Here is a 15,711-nt window from a genome sequence, read left to right as displayed (position 1 = left end):
CCCGCCCGGCCCCTCACGCACGGGAAGGTCCGGCCGAGCGTCGGCCGGACCTCCGCGGGAGACTCAGTGGCCGCCCCGCGCCTCGAGCCGCTTGACCGAGGCCTCGACCTCCGCCTCCGCCTCCGAACGGCCGACCCAGTCGGCGCCCTCGACCGACTTGCCGGGCTCCAGGTCCTTGTAGACCTCGAAGAAGTGCTGGATCTCCAGCCGGTCGAACTCGCTCACGTGGTGGATGTCGCGCAGGTGCTCCATCCGCGGGTCGGACGCCGGCACGCAGAGCAGCTTGTCGTCGCCGCCCGCCTCGTCCGTCATGCGGAACATGCCGATGGCGCGGCACTTGATGAGACACCCCGGGAACGTGGGCTCGTCGAGCAGCACCAGCGCGTCGAGCGGGTCGCCGTCCTCCCCGAGGGTGTGGTCGACGAAGCCGTAGTCGGCCGGGTACACGGTCGAAGTGAAAAGGTGACGGTCCAGCCGGATGCGACCGGTCTCGTGGTCCACCTCGTACTTGTTCCGCGAACCCTTCGGGATCTCGATGACGACGTCGAACTCCAAGGGAGGCTCCTCCGTGATCAACACATGTTCTGGTGATTAAGTGTCCCTCACGCAGGTTCGTGCTCGCGAAAGGGGCTGGTCTTCCGATGCCTGACGACACGGTCCGGGCACGTGCCGCGGCCGTCGCCGGCTCCGCGCGCCGCAGCGTGCGGGGTGCCCCGGCGGCGCTCCGGCGGCGGTGGCGGACCGCTCCGCCGCACCAGCGGCAGACCTGGCGGCTGTCCGTGACCTCCGCCGTGGTCGGCCTCGTGGTCGCGTTCACGGCGGTGGCCGTGGCGGGACCGTGGGACTCGGGTCAGCGTACGGCCGAGCGGACGCGTGCAGGCACCTGGCCGGACGACAGTGGCAGGGACCACACCGCCGGGGACCCGGCCCTGCCCGAACCCGCGCCGAGCGCACCGGAGGTGCTGCGAGCCCTCGGCGCCGCGCCTGCCGACGGCGCCGAGGGGGCGGGCGACGACGCGCCGCCGCCCGCGCCCACCGCGACCGCGCTGGCCGACACCCTGGAGCCGCTGCTGGACGACCCGGCGCTCGGCCCGGTCGTCTCCGCCTCCGTCGTCGACGCCCTCACCGGCAAGCAGCTCTTCGGCGAGGACGCGGCCCGCCCGGTGACGCCCGCCTCGACCGTCAAGATCGCCACGTCCGTCGCGGTGCTCTCCGCGCGCGGTCCCGGCCACCGCATCGAGACGCCCGTCGTCCGGACTGGCGAGGGGCGCATCGTGCTCGTCGGCGGCGGCGACCCGACGCTCACCGGGAAGGACCTCGACGCCCTCGCCGCCGACGTCGCACGGGCGCTGAAGCGGGCAGACGACACCCCCGGCGTCCGCCTGGGCTACGACGTCTCGCGGTACTCCGGGCCCGGCCTGCACCCCATCGGCCCGAACGACAACCTGGCCCCGGTCAGCCCGCTGATGCTGAACGAGGCGCGGCTCGACGGCAGCGACCACGGCCCCGCCCCCCGCGCCGCCGACCCCGCGGCCGAGGCCGCGCGCACGTTCGCACAGCGCCTCGACGACCACGGCGTCACGGTCTCCGGCCGGCCCTCGAAGGTCACCGCCGGGGACGACGCCGAACGGATCGCCGTGCACCGCTCCGCGACCGTCGCCCGGCTGGTGGAGCGGACCCTGACCCACAGCGACAACGACCTCGCCGAGGCCCTGGCGCGGCAGACCGCGCTCGCCGTCGGCGAGCCGGCGAGCTTCGACGGCGCTGGCGAGGCCGTCCGCGCCCGGTTGCTGGACCTGGGCCTGCCGGTGCGCGGCGCCCGCTTCGCGGACGGCAGCGGCCTCGACCGCACGGGCAAGGTGACCGCCGAACTCCTCACCGGGCTGCTCGCCCTCGCCGCCGACCCCGGACGGCCCGAGCTGCGCGTCGCCCTCACGGGCCTGCCCGTGGCGCACTTCACGGGCACGCTGCACGGGCGCTACGAGGGCGCGCGCGGCGCCGGCGTCGTCCGGGCGAAGACGGGGACGCTGACCGGGGTGAACACCCTGGCCGGGACAGTGGTGGACGCGGACGGACGGCTACTGGCCTTCGCGTTCCTGACGACGGGCACGAAGGACCGCTACGGCGCGCAGGCCGCCCTGGACCGCATGGCCTCCGCTCTCGCGAACTGCGGCTGCAGGTAGGTCGTCTGCCGCGGAGTCCCCCCGCCCTTCGGCCCGGGGCGGTCCCGTCGCGCCGGAGGGACTCTGCTCCGTCGGCTGCCGCACCGCGCGGCGGGCACGTACCGTGAAGGCATGACGAGCCTCGGTGGTGTGCAGATGGTCGACTGGAACCTCGCGGTCACGACCGCGACCCGGCTCGTGCGGCCCGGGCCGGAGATCAGCCGGGAGGAGGCCCGCGCGGTCGTCGCCGAGCTGCGCCGCCACGCCACCGCCTCCGAGGAGCACGTGCGCCGCTTCACCCGCATGCATCCACCCGTCCCGGACGGCGGCCCGTCCGGGAACGGCGACGCGGACGCCCCGGTGCTCGTCGTGGACCGGGCCAGCTGGGTACGGGCCAACGTGGCCGGGTTTCGCGAGCTGCTGGCGCCGCTGCTGGGCAGGATGAGCGAGCGCCGCGCGGGCAGCCCCGGCGGCGCGGTGCTCGGCGCCGTCGGCGGCAAGGTCACCGGTGTCGAGGTGGGCATGCTGCTGTCGTTCCTCGCCTCCCGCGTGCTCGGGCAGTACGAGACGTTCGCACCGGTCTCCCGCGATCTGCCGGGCGCGGCGGACGGCGGCGGCCGGCTGCTGCTCGTCGCCCCGAACATCGTGCACGTGGAACGGGAACTGGAGGTCGCGCCGCACGACTTCCGGCTGTGGGTGTGCCTGCACGAGGAGACGCACCGTACGCAGTTCTCCGCGGTGCCGTGGCTGCGGGACCACGTGCGCGGCGAGATCCAGGCGTTCCTCGCCGAAACGGACATGGACGCGTCCACGCTGCTGGAGCGGCTGCGGGACGCCGTGCAGTCGCTGACCGGCGCCCGCCCGCAGGGCGAGGAGGGCGAGGAGAGCGGCGAACGCAGTTTCGTGGAGCTGGTGCAGACCCCGGCCCAGCGCGAGATCCTCGGCCGGCTGACGGCCGTGATGTCGCTGCTGGAGGGCCACGCCGACTACGTGATGGACGGCGTCGGGCCGCAGGTGGTGCCGTCGGTGGTGGAGATCCGGGAGAAGTTCACCAAGCGGCGGGCCAGCGGAGCCGGGCGGCTGGACCAGGCGCTGCGCAAGCTGCTCGGTCTGGACGCGAAGCTGCGCCAGTACCGCGAGGGCGAGCGGTTCGTGCGCACCGTCGTCGACGAGGTGGGCATGGAGGGTTTCAACAAGGTGTGGACGTCGCCCAACACGCTGCCGACCAAGGCGGAGATCGCGGACCCGGCCGGCTGGGTCGCGCGCGTGCACGGTAAGGGCGAGTGAGCCGTCGGGGGCGGCCGGACAGGTCCGGCCGCGCCACGTAATCACCCGTCCGAGGGACCGTCCGCGCGGGGTCGGCGTGCGATGCTCGGGGAACGCAACTCGTCTCTGTCACCATCGACGCACCCACCGTGATCGGGGCGGGCGTCGTATCGGCTCGCATCGGCGCGATCAGACTCCTTCGAGGAAGTGAATCGGACATGGGTCCCCATCCCGCGGTCGCCGCAATACGCCTGGCGGTCCGCCGCGTTCTCCACGACGTCCTCCGGGACGCGACCCGGGGCCGGGCGGCCCTGGTCGGCCCGCACCTCCGCGGCGGCGGGACCGAGCCGCCGCTCGCCCTCGTCGCCTGCTCCGGCGGCGCCGACTCCATGGCGCTCGCCTCCGCCGTCGCCTTCGAGGCGCCCCGCCTGGGCCTCCGGGCCGGCGCCGTGACCGTCGACCACGGTCTCCAGCCCGGCTCCGCCGGGCGCGCCGCCGAGGTCGTCTCCCGCCTCGCCTGCCTCGGACTGGACCCCGTCGACTCCCTGGCCGTGGCCGTCGGCCGCGAGGGCGGCCCCGAGGCCGCCGCCCGCGACGCCCGGTACGCCGCGCTCGACGCCGCCGCCGAACGCCACGGCGCCGCGGCCGTCCTCCTCGGCCACACCCGCGACGACCAGGCCGAGACCGTTCTGCTCGGCCTCGCCCGCGGCTCCGGCACCCGCTCGCTCTCCGGGATGGCCGCCGTCTCCGGGCCCGGCGGCCGCTACCGCCGGCCGTTCCTGGCGCTGGACCGGCAGACCACTCGCAAGGCCTGCCTGGAGCAGTCCCTGCCGGTCTGGGACGACCCGCACAACGCCGACCCCGCCTTCACCCGCTCCCGGGTGCGGCACGAGGCGCTGCCCAGCCTGGAGAAGGCCCTGGGTCGCGGCGTGGTCGAGGCCCTGGCCCGCACGGCCCGCCTCTCCCGCGACGACGCCGACGCCCTCGACGCCTGGACCGACGAGGCGGAACGGTCCTCCCGGGCCGACGACGGTGCTCCCGGCGAGCTGGACGTCGGCCGGCTGTACGCCCTGCCGCCCGCCGTGCGCCGCCGTGTGCTGCGCCGTACGGCCGTCGCGGCCGGTGCACCGGCCGGGTCGCTGTTCGCCCGGCACATCGAGGAGGTGGACCGGCTCATCACGGCCTGGCGGGGTCAGCGGGCCATCAATCTGCCGGGCCGGGTCGAGGCGCGCAGGCAGGGTGGCAGACTGGTCATCCGGCAGAGCTGAGCCGGGCCGGGGCGCGGCCGCGCGTGGCGGTGCGGACGGCGGCCGGCGTACCGACATCGAGCGAGAGCGGCTACCGGGTGGACGAGAAGGACATGGGCACCGACCTGAAGAAGGTGCTCATCACCAAGGAAGAGATCGACGCGAAGCTGGCCGCCCTGGCCGAGCAGATCGACGCCGAGTACGCGGGCAAGGAGCTGCTCCTGGTCGGCGTGCTCAAGGGCGCGGTGATGGTGATGGCCGACCTGGCCCGAGCCGTGCGCACGCCCGCCACCATGGACTGGATGGCGGTGTCGTCCTACGGCGCCGGAACGCAGTCCTCCGGGGTGGTGCGCATCCTGAAGGACCTGGACACCGACATCCAGGACAAGCACGTGCTGATCGTCGAGGACATCATCGACTCCGGCCTGACGCTCTCCTGGCTGCTGTCGAACCTGGGCTCGCGCGGCCCGGCCTCGCTGGAGGTCTGCACTCTGCTGCGCAAGCCGGACGCCGCCAAGGTGGCGATCGACGTCAAGTGGGTCGGCTTCGACATCCCCAACGAGTTCGTCGTCGGCTACGGTCTCGACTACGCGGAGAAGTACCGGAACCTGCCGTTCGTCGGCACTCTGGCCCCGCACGTCTACGGCGGCTGACCCGTCCGGGGGCCGTACGGGAACGTACGGCCGTCCCCTACCGTTGGTGAGGGGAGGGCATACGGTTGCCCGTCTGCGGCGGCACCTCGCGTCGATGCTGAGGTACCGTCCGAACGTCAGGCTATTTCAACTCACTGTGGCAGGAGGGACGGGGCGCGAGCCGCTCCGTGTGGATGGACGTGAAGAGATACTTCCGCGGGCCGGTCATGTGGATCGTGCTGGCCGTCCTCGCCGTAGTCGTGTTGATGCAGTTCGTCAGCTCGTCCGGCGGCTACAAGACGGTGGACACGGGCCAGATCGTCAAGGCCATCAGCGACCAGCGGGTGGCCTCGGCCGAGATCACGACCGGCGACGAACAGATCGTCAAGATCGACCTCAAGGGCGACCAGAAGATCGAGGGCGCCAACAAGGTCAAGGCCAGCTACATCGACGACCAGGGCGTCGACCTGCAGAAGCAGCTCCAGGCGCAGTACCAGAGCGGCGACCTGCGGGACGGCTACACCGTCGCGCCGACCGAGCAGAACATGTTCGTCGGGTTCCTGCTGTCGGTGCTGCCGTTCCTGCTGATCATCGTCGTCTTCCTGTTCCTGATGAACCAGATGCAGGGCGGCGGCTCCCGGGTGATGCAGTTCGGGAAGTCGAAGGCGAAGCTGATCACCAAGGACACACCCAAGACGACCTTCGTGGACGTCGCGGGCGCGGACGAGGCGTGCGAGGAGCTCCAGGAGATCAAGGAGTTCCTCCAGGAGCCCGCCAAGTTCCAGGCGGTCGGTGCCAAGATCCCGAAGGGCGTCCTGCTGTACGGCCCGCCCGGCACCGGTAAGACGCTGCTGGCGCGCGCCGTGGCCGGCGAGGCCGGCGTACCGTTCTACTCGATCTCCGGTTCCGACTTCGTCGAGATGTTCGTCGGCGTCGGCGCCTCCCGGGTCCGCGATTTGTTCGAGCAGGCCAAGCAGAACGCCCCGGCCATCGTCTTCGTCGACGAGATCGACGCCGTCGGCCGCCACCGCGGCGCCGGCATGGGCGGCGGCCACGACGAGCGCGAGCAGACTCTGAACCAGCTGCTCGTCGAGATGGACGGCTTCGACGTCAAGGGCGGCGTCATTTTGATCGCCGCCACCAACCGGCCGGACATCCTGGACCCGGCGCTGCTGCGCCCCGGCCGCTTCGACCGCCAGGTCGCCGTGGACCGCCCGGACATGCAGGGCCGGCTGGAGATCCTCAAGGTGCACCAGAAGGGCAAGCCGGTCGCCCCGGACGTCGACCTCGGCGCCGTGGCCCGCCGTACGCCCGGCTTCACCGGTGCGGACCTGAGCAACGTCCTCAACGAGGCCGCGCTGCTCACCGCCCGCAGCGACCGGAAGCTGATCGACAACCACTTCCTGGACGAGGCGATCGACCGCGTCGTGGCCGGACCGCAGAAGCGGACCCGGATCATGAGCGACAAGGAGAAGAAGATCACCGCGTACCACGAGGGCGGACACGCCCTGGTCGCGGCGGCCTCACCCAACTCCGACCCCGTCCACAAGATCACGATCCTCTCCAGAGGCCGTGCCCTGGGCTACACCATGGTCCTGCCGGACGAGGACAAGTACTCGACCACGCGCAATGAGATGCTCGACCAGCTGGCGTACATGCTGGGCGGGCGCGCGGCCGAGGAACTCGTCTTCCACGACCCGACCACGGGCGCGGCCAACGACATCGAGAAGGCGACCGCGACCGCCCGCGCGATGGTCACGCAGTACGGCATGACCGAGCGGCTCGGCGCGATCAAGTTCGGCTCCGACAACTCCGAGCCCTTCCTGGGCAAGGAGATGGCCCACCAGCGCGACTACTCCGAGGAGGTCGCCGGGCTGGTGGACGAGGAGGTCAAGAAGCTGATCGAGACGGCGCACAACGAGGCCTGGGAGATCCTGGTCGAGAACCGGGACGTCCTGGACAACCTCGTGCTGGCGCTGCTGGAGAAGGAGACGCTCAACAAGGAGGAGATCGCCGAGGTCTTCGCCCCCATCGTGAAGCGCCCGGCCCGCCCGGCGTGGACCGGATCCACCCGCCGCACGCCGTCGACCCGGCCCCCGGTCTCCGTGCCGGCCGCCGTGTCCGCCAACGGCGAGCACCCGGTGCTGGAGAAGGGCAAGGAGATCGGCCCGACCGACTCCGTCGAGCTCCTGGAGGACCCCCGCAAGGAGTCCTGACCCGCCCGGAATGCGGAGCCGCGCCCCCAGGGTTCTACCCTGCAGGGGGCGCGGCTTTCTGCTGCACTGGCGCGAGAAACGAGGCACACATGACCGATCCGGTGACGCTGGACGGCGAGGGCACCATCGGAAAGTTCGACGAGAAGCGGGCCCAGGACGCCATCCGGGAGCTCCTCATCGCCGTCGGTGAGGACCCCGACCGGGAGGGCCTGCGGGAGACCCCGGCCCGGGTCGCACGTGCGTACCGCGAGATATTCGCCGGTCTCTGGCAGGAGCCCGAAGACGTCCTGACCACCACCTTCGACCTCGGCCACGACGAGATGGTGCTGGTCAAGGACATCGAGGTGCTCAGTTCCTGTGAGCACCACCTGGTCCCCTTCGTGGGGTTCGCCCATGTCGGCTACATCCCGTCCGCCAGCGGCAAGATCACCGGCCTGTCCAAGCTGGCCCGTCTGGTCGACGTCTACGCCCGCCGCCCCCAGGTGCAGGAGCGGCTCACCACGCAGGTCGCCGACTCCCTGATGGAGATCCTTGAACCGCGCGGTGTCATCGTCGTGATCGAGTGCGAGCACATGTGCATGACCATGCGCGGGGTGCGCAAGCCCGGCGCGAAGACCCTCACCTCCGCCGTTCGCGGCCAGCTCCGCGACCCCGCCACCCGCTCCGAGGCCATGAGCCTCATCATGGCCCGCTGAGGCCCGCTCTCCGCGCGCTCAGACCCCCAGCCGCACCGGCAACGCGTACAGCTCGTTCTGCGTCACCGTCGGCTTGTTTCGCAGCTCGGTCGCCGGCACGGCCAGCTCCAGCCCGGGGAACCGCTCGAACAGCGCGGGCAGCGCGATCCGCGCCTCCAGCCGTGACAGCCCCGCCCCCGGGCACACGTGCGGCCCGTGCCCGAACGACAGGTGCCGGTTCGGGGAGCGCGTGACGTCGAAGCGGTCGGCGTCCTCCCCGTGCTGCTCCGTGTCGTGCCCGATCGCCCCGTACGACATGATCACCGCGTCGCCCTGCGGAATCACCGTGTCCCCGACGGCCACGTCCTCGGTGGCGAACCGGATCAGCACGTGCGAGGTGGGCGCCGACCAGCGCAGCGTCTCCTCGATGACCTCGTCCCAGCCGACCCGGCCGTCCCGCACCATGGCCAGCTGCTCCGGGTGCGTGAGCAGCGCCACCACCGCGCTGACGATGAGGCTGATGGTGGTCTCGTGCCCGGCGGTGACCATCACCTGCAGTGTGGAGACGATCTCCGCCTCGCTGAGCCGGTCACCGTCTTCGCCCGCGGCGATCAGCGCACTCGTGAGGTCGTCGCCCGGTGCCTCCCGCTTGCGGTGCACCACGCCGGAGTAGAACGTGCGCAGCTCGCCGATGACCTGCTGCACCAGTTCCGGTCGGGTGAGGCTGGAGAAGAAGCTGTCGTACAGCTCCAGCAGCCGCGGGTGGTCGGCGGCGTCGATGCCCATCAGGTCGCTGATCACGGCCATCGGCAGCCGGTACGCGAAGGACTCCTTCAGGTCGACGCGCCCCTCCGCGTCGGCCCGGTCGCCGGCACGGTCGAGCAGCCCCGCCGTGATCTCCTCGATCCGCGGCCGCAGCTCCTCCACCCGGCGCGGTGTGAGCGCCTGGGCGACCAGCGTGCGCAGTCGCCGGTGGTCGGCACCGTCGAAGGTCAGCATGCTCGGCCCGGGGGCGGCCAGCCCGATCAACGGCCAGGTCTTCGGGATCTCCCCGCGCTGCCAGGCCGCCCAGTGCGCGATGTTCTTCACCAGCCGCGCATCGGTGAGCAGGCGCCGGGCCTCGGCGTGGTGTGTCACCGCCCACACCGGCACCCCGCCGGGCAGCTCCACGGCGGCGACCGGGCCGGCGTCGCGCAGGGCCGCCGTCTCGGCGGCCAGGTTCCGCACGAGCGGGTCGATGGCGATACGGCCGCCCGCGCCGCCGGAACCCCCGGCGGTACCCGCCGCGCTCTGCCCCGTGGCCGTCGTCTGCGACGTCTGTCCGGGTCCGGTCACCGTGAGCCTCCAGCGATGTGCGTCGGGGTGAAGTGGACGGGCAGGCTGACCAGCCCCCGCAGCCAGGGCGACGGCCGCCACACCAGGTCGTGCTCCGCGACCGCGAGATCGACGTCGGGCAGCCGGTCGAGCAGCACCTCGATGCCCTTGCGGGCGATGGTTTCCGCGATCTCCTGGGCCGGGTAGGGGCAGCGGTGCTCGCCGTGGCCGAAGGAGAAGAAGGCGTTGTTGCCCCCGGTCAGCGCGTGCTGGTCGGGCCGTACCTGCGGGTCGCCGTTGGCGGCGGCGAAGCTGAGCACCAGCAGGTCGCCGGACCGGATGCGGGTGCCGGCCAGGCGTGTGTCGCGGGTGGCCCACCGGCCGGCGATGTTCTGAGTGGGAGTGTCCTCCCACAGCACCTCGTTCATCGCCTCGGCGACGCTGTGCCGGCCGCCGGTCAGCGACGCGGCGAACCGGTCGTCGGTGAGCATCAGGCGCAGCGAGTTGCCGATCCAGTCGGCGGTCGGCTGGTGCCCGGCGGTCATGATGACCCGCATGTCCTGGACCAGTTCGTCGAGCGTGAACTCTCCGGCGTTCGCGTGCGCCAGCATCCGCCCCGCGACGTCCGCGGGCGGCCTCGCCGCACCGGGCTCCGCGCGGCGCGACTCCAGGAGCCCCTGCATCGCCGCGGTGGCGTGCCGGGCGCCCGCGATGGCGTCGGCGCCACCGTTGACCAGGGCGTTCACCGCGTGCGCCAGCTCCTTGCCGTCCGTGTCCGGGAAGCCGTAGAGACGGGCGAGGACCAGGGCCGGCAGCATCTTGGCGTAGTCGGCGGCCAGGTCGGCGCCGCCCCTGCCGCAGAAGGCGTCGATGAGGTCGTCGGCGAAGCGTTCCACGTGGTCGCGCAGCTCGAACGGGTCCACGCCGGCGAGGGCGTCACCGAGCACGGCCGAGCGCCGCCGGTGCCGCTCGCCGACGGTGTAGAGGATGGACGGCTGCTTGCCGACCATGGGCAGCATCGGCCAGTTCTCCGGGACGCGGTCCCACATGTTCCACAACGCGGAGTCGCGGCTGAACAGCACCGGGTCAGAAGTGACCTGGTGCACCTCGCGGTAGCCGAGCACCAGCCACGCGGGAACGCCGCCGGGCAGCTCGATCGGCGCCACCGGGCCGTGATCGCGCCGCAGTTCGCGGTAGAACCGCGCCGGTCCGGCCAGGAAGCGCTCGCCGCCCAGCGGCACCGGGCAGCCCGCCGCCTGCGCCTGCCCCTGGGCCTGCGTGGGTACGGTCGGGCCGTTCATCGGGCGATCTCCTCCTCGGCGCCGTTCTGCGCGTAGTGCGCGGTCGCCAGGGCGTGCAGGTGGTTCACCAGGGTGAGCAGCACGTCCTTGCTGGACTCGCGGGAGCGGGCGTCGCAGTCGATCAGCGGCACGTCCGGGGAGAGGTCCAGCGCCTCGCGGATCTGGTCGTGCGTGTGGTGCGGGCCCCCGAAGTCGTTGTGCGCCACGATGAAGGGGGTGCCGTGGTGCTCCAGCCTGTCGATGGAGTACCAGGAGTCCGCGAGCCGCCGCGTGTCGACCAGCACGACCGCGCCGAGCGTGCCCGAGAACAGCCGGTCCCACAGGAACCAGAAACGTTCCTGTCCGGGGGCGCCGAACAGGTACAGCACGGTCTGCTCGTCGATGCCGATCCGGCCGAAGTCGAACGCGATCGTCGTGGTGGTCTTCCCCGCTACCGCGCTCGGGTCGTCGATGCCCTCGCCGGCTCGCGTCATCGTCTCCTCGGTGTTCAGCGGACGGATGTCGCTGACCGAGCGGACCATGGTCGTCTTGCCGACTCCGAAGCCGCCCACGATCACGATCTTGAGGCCGTTCTCCGCGCTGTCGCGCAGCGGTGGGCGCCAGGTCCGCGCCGGCACCTCGGGGAGCTCCGTCGGGACACCGCGGTCCGAGGCGCCCCCTTGCGGGGAGGCACCGGAGAAGCGGGAGGTCGGGTCAGAGGTTGCGGAGGCCAACGAGCACCTGCTTCAGAAGTTCGGGGTCGGGCATGCGGTCCGTCGCCGCGGCGGCCGTACGGGGGTGGCGGGCCGTGATCCGGCCGGCGGACAGCAGGTCGCCGAGCAGGATGCGGACGATGCCCACCGGGAGGCCAAGGTCCGCTGCTACCTCCACCACCGCCGTCGGGTGGCGGCAGATCCGCAGGATCGCGGCGTGCTCGGACTGCATCGCCGGGGTGGGGTCGCACTCGGCGACGACCAGGGTCACCAGGTCGAAGGTGAGGGTGTCCGAAGCGTCCGGCCGGCTGCGGCCACCGGTGACGGTGTACAGCCGGTCCGGATCGTCGTCCCGTCCCGGGCGCATCAGGCGGCGCCGCGGTCCGTGCGGTCGCGCCGGGTGCCGTCCCCGTCGCCGCTTTCGCGGGGCGGGGCACTGAGGTGCTCGCCGATCTGCTCGACGAGCTCGTTCATGTTGTGCCCGACCAGGCCGACGTCCGCGTCCTCACCCGCTACGACCGCCAGGTGCGCGCCCTCGCCCGCCTCCACGACGAACAGGATGCCGCCGTAGAACTCCGTCATCGCCTGCCGAACGCCGCCCGTGCCGTCGCCGAACTCCACGGAGGCGCCGTGCGACAGGCTCTGGATGCCCGCGGCGATGGCCGCGAGCTGGTCCGCCTGGTCCACGGACAGCTCCGGCGAGCGGCACAGCTTCAGTCCGTCGCGGGACAGCACCAGCCCGTGGCGCGCTCCGGGCGTCCGCTCCAGCAGGTTCTCCAGCAACCAGTCCAGCTTGCCGTCGGTCATCATTCCGGGCGTTCCTCCGCGCGCGAATCGGAAAAGGTGGGCGAGGCGGCGGCTTCGGTGGCCGCCTCGGTGGTCGCCGGGCCGTTACCGGGCGGTGCGCCGGGGCCCGTGGTGGCGGGTGCCGGAGCGGTGTCCGTGCCCGCCGCGGGGGTCTCGCCGCGCACGGCCCGCCGGAAGGCGCCGAGCCGGGAACCGGCGTCGGCCGCGGTGCGTGCGCGGCGCGGGCGTTCGGCGGCGGTCTCGGCCGCCCGCCGTGCCGCGGCGAGCGTACGACCGCGCCGGCGGCGGGGCAGCCCGCTCTCGCCGTACTGCACCATCTCGTCGCCTCGAGCCTCGTCGGCCACGTGCCGGTGCTCCCGGCCCTCCGGCGTCTCGACGGTGTCCGCCTGGCGTCCGGCATGGTCCGGGGTCCCGGGGTAGCGGGGGATCACCATGGTGGCGTCGTCCGTGGCGGGCTCCGCGGTGGCGCCCGGGCCCGGGGTGAGGCCTGCGCCCGCAGACGCTCCCGCGCCCGCCCCGGCGGCTGCGGGGGCTGCCGTGCCGGCGCCCGCCTCCGTGCGGGTGCGGTCGGGTGCGGGCGGAACGTGCCCCACCCCGCCACCCTGCCGGGCAGCGGGGTGGGGGAGTCCGCGGCCGTGGGTCTCGCCGGACGACGGCGTGCTCTCGGTGACCAGCTCCTGCGGAATGCGCAGCAGGACGCCCGTACCGCCGTGGGCGGAAGGGCGGAAGGAGACGGACAGGCCGTGCTTGTGCGCCAGGCGTCCGACGACGGAGAGGCCGAGACGGGTCCCGGGCAGGGCGCTCAGATCGCGCGCCGAGCGAGGCTCCACCGCCTCCTGGGCGCGGCGCAGCGCGACCTCGCCCATCACCAGGCCCCCGTCCTCGACGGTCACCACGACCCCGGCCGACACCTGCTCCACGTACACGTGCACCTCGGCCGTGGGCGGGGAGAAGTTCGCCGCGTTGTCCATGATTTCGGCGAGGGCGTGCATGACGCCCTCCGCCGCGTGCCCGGCGACCGCGACGGTGGACGTCGAGTGCAGCCGCACCCGCTGGTAGCCCTGGATACGGCCCATCGCGCCGCGCAGGATGCTCTCCATGCGGATGGGCTTGGCCCAGCGGCGTCCCGAACGGGCGCCGGTGAGCACCGCGATGCTGTCCGCCAGCCGCCCGGTCTGCGCGGTGCGGTGGTCCAGGTGCAGCAGGTCGCCGAGCACGTCCGGGTCGGAGTGCCGGTGTTCCATCTCCCGCAGGTCGGCGGCCATGGATGTGGTCAGCGCCTGGACGCGGCTTGCCGCGTTGGCGCAGGCGGCCATCGCGGCGGCCCGGCGGCTCTCGCCGCGGTGCACCTCGGTGGCCAGCGTGCCCAGCACGCGGCGCTGCGCGTCGTCCTCGACGCGTCCGGCCGCGGCGAGCGCGGTCTCCGCGGAGGCGCCCTCGCGCAGCCGGCGCACCACTTCGGGCACGGTGATGTCGGCGAAGCGTTCGGTGGCGGCGCGGTGTTCGGCGGCCTCGGCGTCCCGTGCGGCCAGCTCGCCGCGCAGGCGGCGGGCGGTCAGCCGCTGGTACGCGGCCACGGCGACGCAGACGCACAGCAGCAGCGCGACGGCGCCGGACGTCCAGGCGATCTCGGGGCGTAGCGACGTCGGAGCCAGGTACACCGCGAGCAGGCAGGCGGGCGAGGTCACCGTCACCGCGATCAGCAGGGCGAGCGCGGTCCCCGTCGCCGCGCCGGCAGTCGCGGACGGACTGTTCCGCCGGGGGGCGTTTTCGGTCGTCATCTCTTCTGGTCCTCGGGACTGGTCAGGTCCGGACAGCGTGACCGTGATCAATAGAGGACCAATATAGAAGAGTTCACGTCAATAAGAGGTGTCCGGTAGGGGAACAACCGGACGGGCGGGGGCGGTTCGTGACCGCTCTGGCCCGTTTCGGGCGCCGGCTTGACCGGACGGGCGTCCGGCGGGCCCGAACGGGACCCGTCAGGCGCCGAGTTCCTCGCTGCCGTCGTCGTCCTCGCCCTCGACCAGGACCGGCGAACCGTGGTGCGACCACAGCTTCCAGCTCCCGTCCTCCACGCGGCGGAAGACGTTGGTGGCCACCACCAGTCCGCCGACCAGCGGACCGAGGTCCCCGTCCTCCTCGGCCTGACCGCCGCTGAGGATGTTCTCCGTGCAGCTGACCACCGCGGTGTCGCCGATGACGGAGATCTCCACGTCCGTCAGGAAGAACTGGATGTACTCCGTGTTCGCCATGATCAGCGCATAGCTGCGCATCACCTCGCCGCGGCCGGTGAGCACCGGCCAGCCGGGGTGCACGACGCTGACCTCCGCGTCCAGCCACAACCCGCCGAGCGTCTCCAGGTCACCGCGCTCGACCGCCTCGTACAGCGCGGTGTTGGCCTCCTCGACGGCCTCGATGTCCGTGCGGGCGCGGCTCACGCGGCTCCCTCGACGGCCCGCGCGACGCGCACGGCGTCGGCGCTCGCCCGCACCTCGTGCACCCGCACCGCCCAGGCACCCTCCCGGGCGGCGAGCGCGGTCACGGCAGCCGTGGCGGCGTCCCGTTCCCGGGCGGGCGGCGGCACCGCGTCCTTCTCGCCCGCCAGCACCCGGCCGAGGAAGCGTTTGCGCGAGGCGGCCACCAGCAGGGGCAACCCCAGTTCCGCGCGGAACCGCCCCAGCGCGGCCACCAGCGCCAGGTCGTGACCGGCGTTCTTGGCGAAGCCCAGGCCCGGGTCGACGACGATCCGTTCCGCCGCGATGCCGCCCGAGACCGCGCCGTCCACGGCCGCGCGCAGTTCGTCGAGCACCTCGCCGACCACGTCGCCGTACACCGCCCTGTCGTTCATGTCGACGGACCGGCCGCGCCAGTGCATCACCACGAACGGGGCACCCGCCGCGGCCACCACCGGCACCATCGTCGGGTCGGCCCGGCCGCCGCTGACGTCGTTGACCAGCGACGCGCCAGCCGCCAGGGCCCGTTCGGCGACCGAGGCGCGCATGGTGTCGACGCTGACCAGCACCCCCGCGGCGGTCAGGTCGCGCACCACCGGCAGCACCCGGCGCAACTCCTCCGCCTCGTCCACCCGTGTGGCCCCCGGCCGGGTCGACTCCCCGCCGACGTCGACCAGGTCCGCGCCCCGGGCGACGAGGTCCAGCCCGTGCTTGACCGCCACCTCGTGATCGAACCACCGGCCGCCGTCCGAGAAGGAGTCCGGCGTGACGTTCACCACGCCCATCACCGCACAGCGGTCCCACTCCGGCAGACCGGCGACCCGGCCACGCAACGCTCTCATGGCTCCAAGCCTAGGCCGTCGGACCGTCGCGGCGTCCTACCCGTCGCGGCCGGGGCCGCACGTCAGCGCGAGGCCCGCGGACCACTCCTTCGTGCCCACCGGGGG

At 72.9% G+C, this 15,711-nt stretch carries 15 protein-coding genes; 6 read left to right on the top strand and 9 right to left on the bottom strand.

The annotated features are described in order from the left end of the window. Positions 1-63 precede the first annotated feature (63 nt). Positions 64-555, bottom strand: a complete 492-nt coding sequence (locus E4198_RS11075) for an inorganic diphosphatase (RefSeq protein WP_136183004.1) — start codon at positions 553-555, stop codon at positions 64-66. A gap of 86 nt (positions 556-641) precedes the next feature. Between E4198_RS11075 and dacB the strand changes: the two genes are divergently transcribed. From dacB to folE, 6 genes are all read left to right on the top strand, one after another. Then, positions 642-2,183: a D-alanyl-D-alanine carboxypeptidase/D-alanyl-D-alanine-endopeptidase gene (dacB, locus tag E4198_RS11070; RefSeq protein WP_136183003.1), complete on the top strand. Its 1,542-nt coding sequence runs from the start codon at positions 642-644 to the stop codon at positions 2,181-2,183. 111 nt (positions 2,184-2,294) lie between these two features. Continuing rightward, positions 2,295-3,449, top strand: a complete 1,155-nt coding sequence (locus E4198_RS11065; protein WP_136183002.1) for a zinc-dependent metalloprotease — start codon at positions 2,295-2,297, stop codon at positions 3,447-3,449. Positions 3,450-3,646: 197 nt separating this feature from the next. Further along, positions 3,647-4,696 (top strand): tRNA lysidine(34) synthetase TilS, encoded by a 1,050-nt coding sequence (tilS, locus tag E4198_RS11060; protein ID WP_136183001.1) that lies wholly within the window; start codon positions 3,647-3,649, stop codon positions 4,694-4,696. A gap of 92 nt (positions 4,697-4,788) precedes the next feature. Continuing rightward, the gene (gene hpt / locus E4198_RS11055; protein ID WP_136185315.1) at positions 4,789-5,328 is read left to right on the top strand and encodes a hypoxanthine phosphoribosyltransferase; all 540 of its coding nucleotides are present in this window, start codon (positions 4,789-4,791) and stop codon (positions 5,326-5,328) included. Positions 5,329-5,501: 173 nt separating this feature from the next. Beyond that, the gene (ftsH, locus tag E4198_RS11050) at positions 5,502-7,523 is read left to right on the top strand and encodes an ATP-dependent zinc metalloprotease FtsH (RefSeq protein WP_136183000.1); all 2,022 of its coding nucleotides are present in this window, start codon (positions 5,502-5,504) and stop codon (positions 7,521-7,523) included. A gap of 89 nt (positions 7,524-7,612) precedes the next feature. Beyond that, a complete protein-coding gene (gene folE / locus E4198_RS11045) occupies positions 7,613-8,218 on the top strand; it encodes a GTP cyclohydrolase I FolE (protein WP_027764126.1) in 606 nt (201 codons plus the stop codon). Positions 8,219-8,236: 18 nt separating this feature from the next. On the opposite strand, the gene E4198_RS11040 is transcribed toward folE, so the two are convergent. The 8 genes from E4198_RS11040 to folP form a co-directional block, all read right to left on the bottom strand. Further along, positions 8,237-9,442, bottom strand: a complete 1,206-nt coding sequence (locus E4198_RS11040; RefSeq protein WP_247597903.1) for a cytochrome P450 — start codon at positions 9,440-9,442, stop codon at positions 8,237-8,239. Positions 9,443-9,528: 86 nt separating this feature from the next. Then, complete coding sequence (locus tag E4198_RS11035) at positions 9,529-10,812, bottom strand: cytochrome P450 (RefSeq protein WP_136182998.1); 1,284 nt, start codon at positions 10,810-10,812, stop codon at positions 9,529-9,531. Next, complete coding sequence (locus E4198_RS11030) at positions 10,809-11,429, bottom strand: ATP/GTP-binding protein (RefSeq protein WP_136182997.1); 621 nt, start codon at positions 11,427-11,429, stop codon at positions 10,809-10,811. Before E4198_RS11030 ends, E4198_RS11035 begins: the two co-directional genes overlap by 4 nt. 76 nt (positions 11,430-11,505) lie before the next feature. Then, positions 11,506-11,871, bottom strand: a complete 366-nt coding sequence (locus E4198_RS11025; RefSeq protein ID WP_210732811.1) for a DUF742 domain-containing protein — start codon at positions 11,869-11,871, stop codon at positions 11,506-11,508. After that, positions 11,871-12,314, bottom strand: coding sequence for a roadblock/LC7 domain-containing protein (locus E4198_RS11020; protein WP_136182995.1), 444 nt, complete (start codon positions 12,312-12,314; stop codon positions 11,871-11,873). The genes E4198_RS11025 and E4198_RS11020 overlap by 1 nt, the downstream gene beginning before the upstream one ends. Then, on the bottom strand, positions 12,311-14,092 hold the full coding sequence (locus E4198_RS11015; RefSeq protein ID WP_136182994.1) for an ATP-binding protein: 1,782 nt from the start codon (positions 14,090-14,092) through the stop codon (positions 12,311-12,313). Before E4198_RS11015 ends, E4198_RS11020 begins: the two co-directional genes overlap by 4 nt. Before the next feature lie 198 nt (positions 14,093-14,290). Beyond that, a complete protein-coding gene (locus E4198_RS11010) occupies positions 14,291-14,749 on the bottom strand; it encodes a nuclear transport factor 2 family protein (protein WP_027764121.1) in 459 nt (152 codons plus the stop codon). Then, positions 14,746-15,606, bottom strand: coding sequence for a dihydropteroate synthase (folP, locus tag E4198_RS11005; protein WP_136182993.1), 861 nt, complete (start codon positions 15,604-15,606; stop codon positions 14,746-14,748). The genes E4198_RS11010 and folP overlap by 4 nt, the downstream gene beginning before the upstream one ends. Between the last annotated feature and the right edge of the window lie 105 nt (positions 15,607-15,711).

The sequence above is a fragment of the Streptomyces sp. RKND-216 genome (assembly GCF_004795255.1).
Classification (GTDB): Bacteria; Actinomycetota; Actinomycetes; order Streptomycetales; family Streptomycetaceae; genus Streptomyces; species Streptomyces hazeniae.
Note: the sequence above shows the minus strand (reverse complement) of the source record. Positions and strands in the feature narration are given on the sequence as shown.

Coding starts and splice junctions, on each gene's coding strand:
- dacB (WP_136183003.1), top strand. CDS start 642: ATGCCTGACGACACGGTCCGGGCACGTGCCGCGGCCGTCGCCGGCTCC.
- E4198_RS11065 (WP_136183002.1), top strand. CDS start 2,295: ATGACGAGCCTCGGTGGTGTGCAGATGGTCGACTGGAACCTCGCGGTC.
- tilS (WP_136183001.1), top strand. CDS start 3,647: ATGGGTCCCCATCCCGCGGTCGCCGCAATACGCCTGGCGGTCCGCCGC.
- hpt (WP_136185315.1), top strand. CDS start 4,789: ATGGGCACCGACCTGAAGAAGGTGCTCATCACCAAGGAAGAGATCGAC.
- ftsH (WP_136183000.1), top strand. CDS start 5,502: ATGGACGTGAAGAGATACTTCCGCGGGCCGGTCATGTGGATCGTGCTG.
- folE (WP_027764126.1), top strand. CDS start 7,613: ATGACCGATCCGGTGACGCTGGACGGCGAGGGCACCATCGGAAAGTTC.
- E4198_RS11035 (WP_136182998.1), bottom strand. CDS start 10,812: ATGAACGGCCCGACCGTACCCACGCAGGCCCAGGGGCAGGCGCAGGCG.
- E4198_RS11025 (WP_210732811.1), bottom strand. CDS start 11,871: ATGCGCCCGGGACGGGACGACGATCCGGACCGGCTGTACACCGTCACC.
- E4198_RS11020 (WP_136182995.1), bottom strand. CDS start 12,314: ATGATGACCGACGGCAAGCTGGACTGGTTGCTGGAGAACCTGCTGGAG.
- E4198_RS11015 (WP_136182994.1), bottom strand. CDS start 14,092: ATGACGACCGAAAACGCCCCCCGGCGGAACAGTCCGTCCGCGACTGCC.
- folP (WP_136182993.1), bottom strand. CDS start 15,606: ATGAGAGCGTTGCGTGGCCGGGTCGCCGGTCTGCCGGAGTGGGACCGC.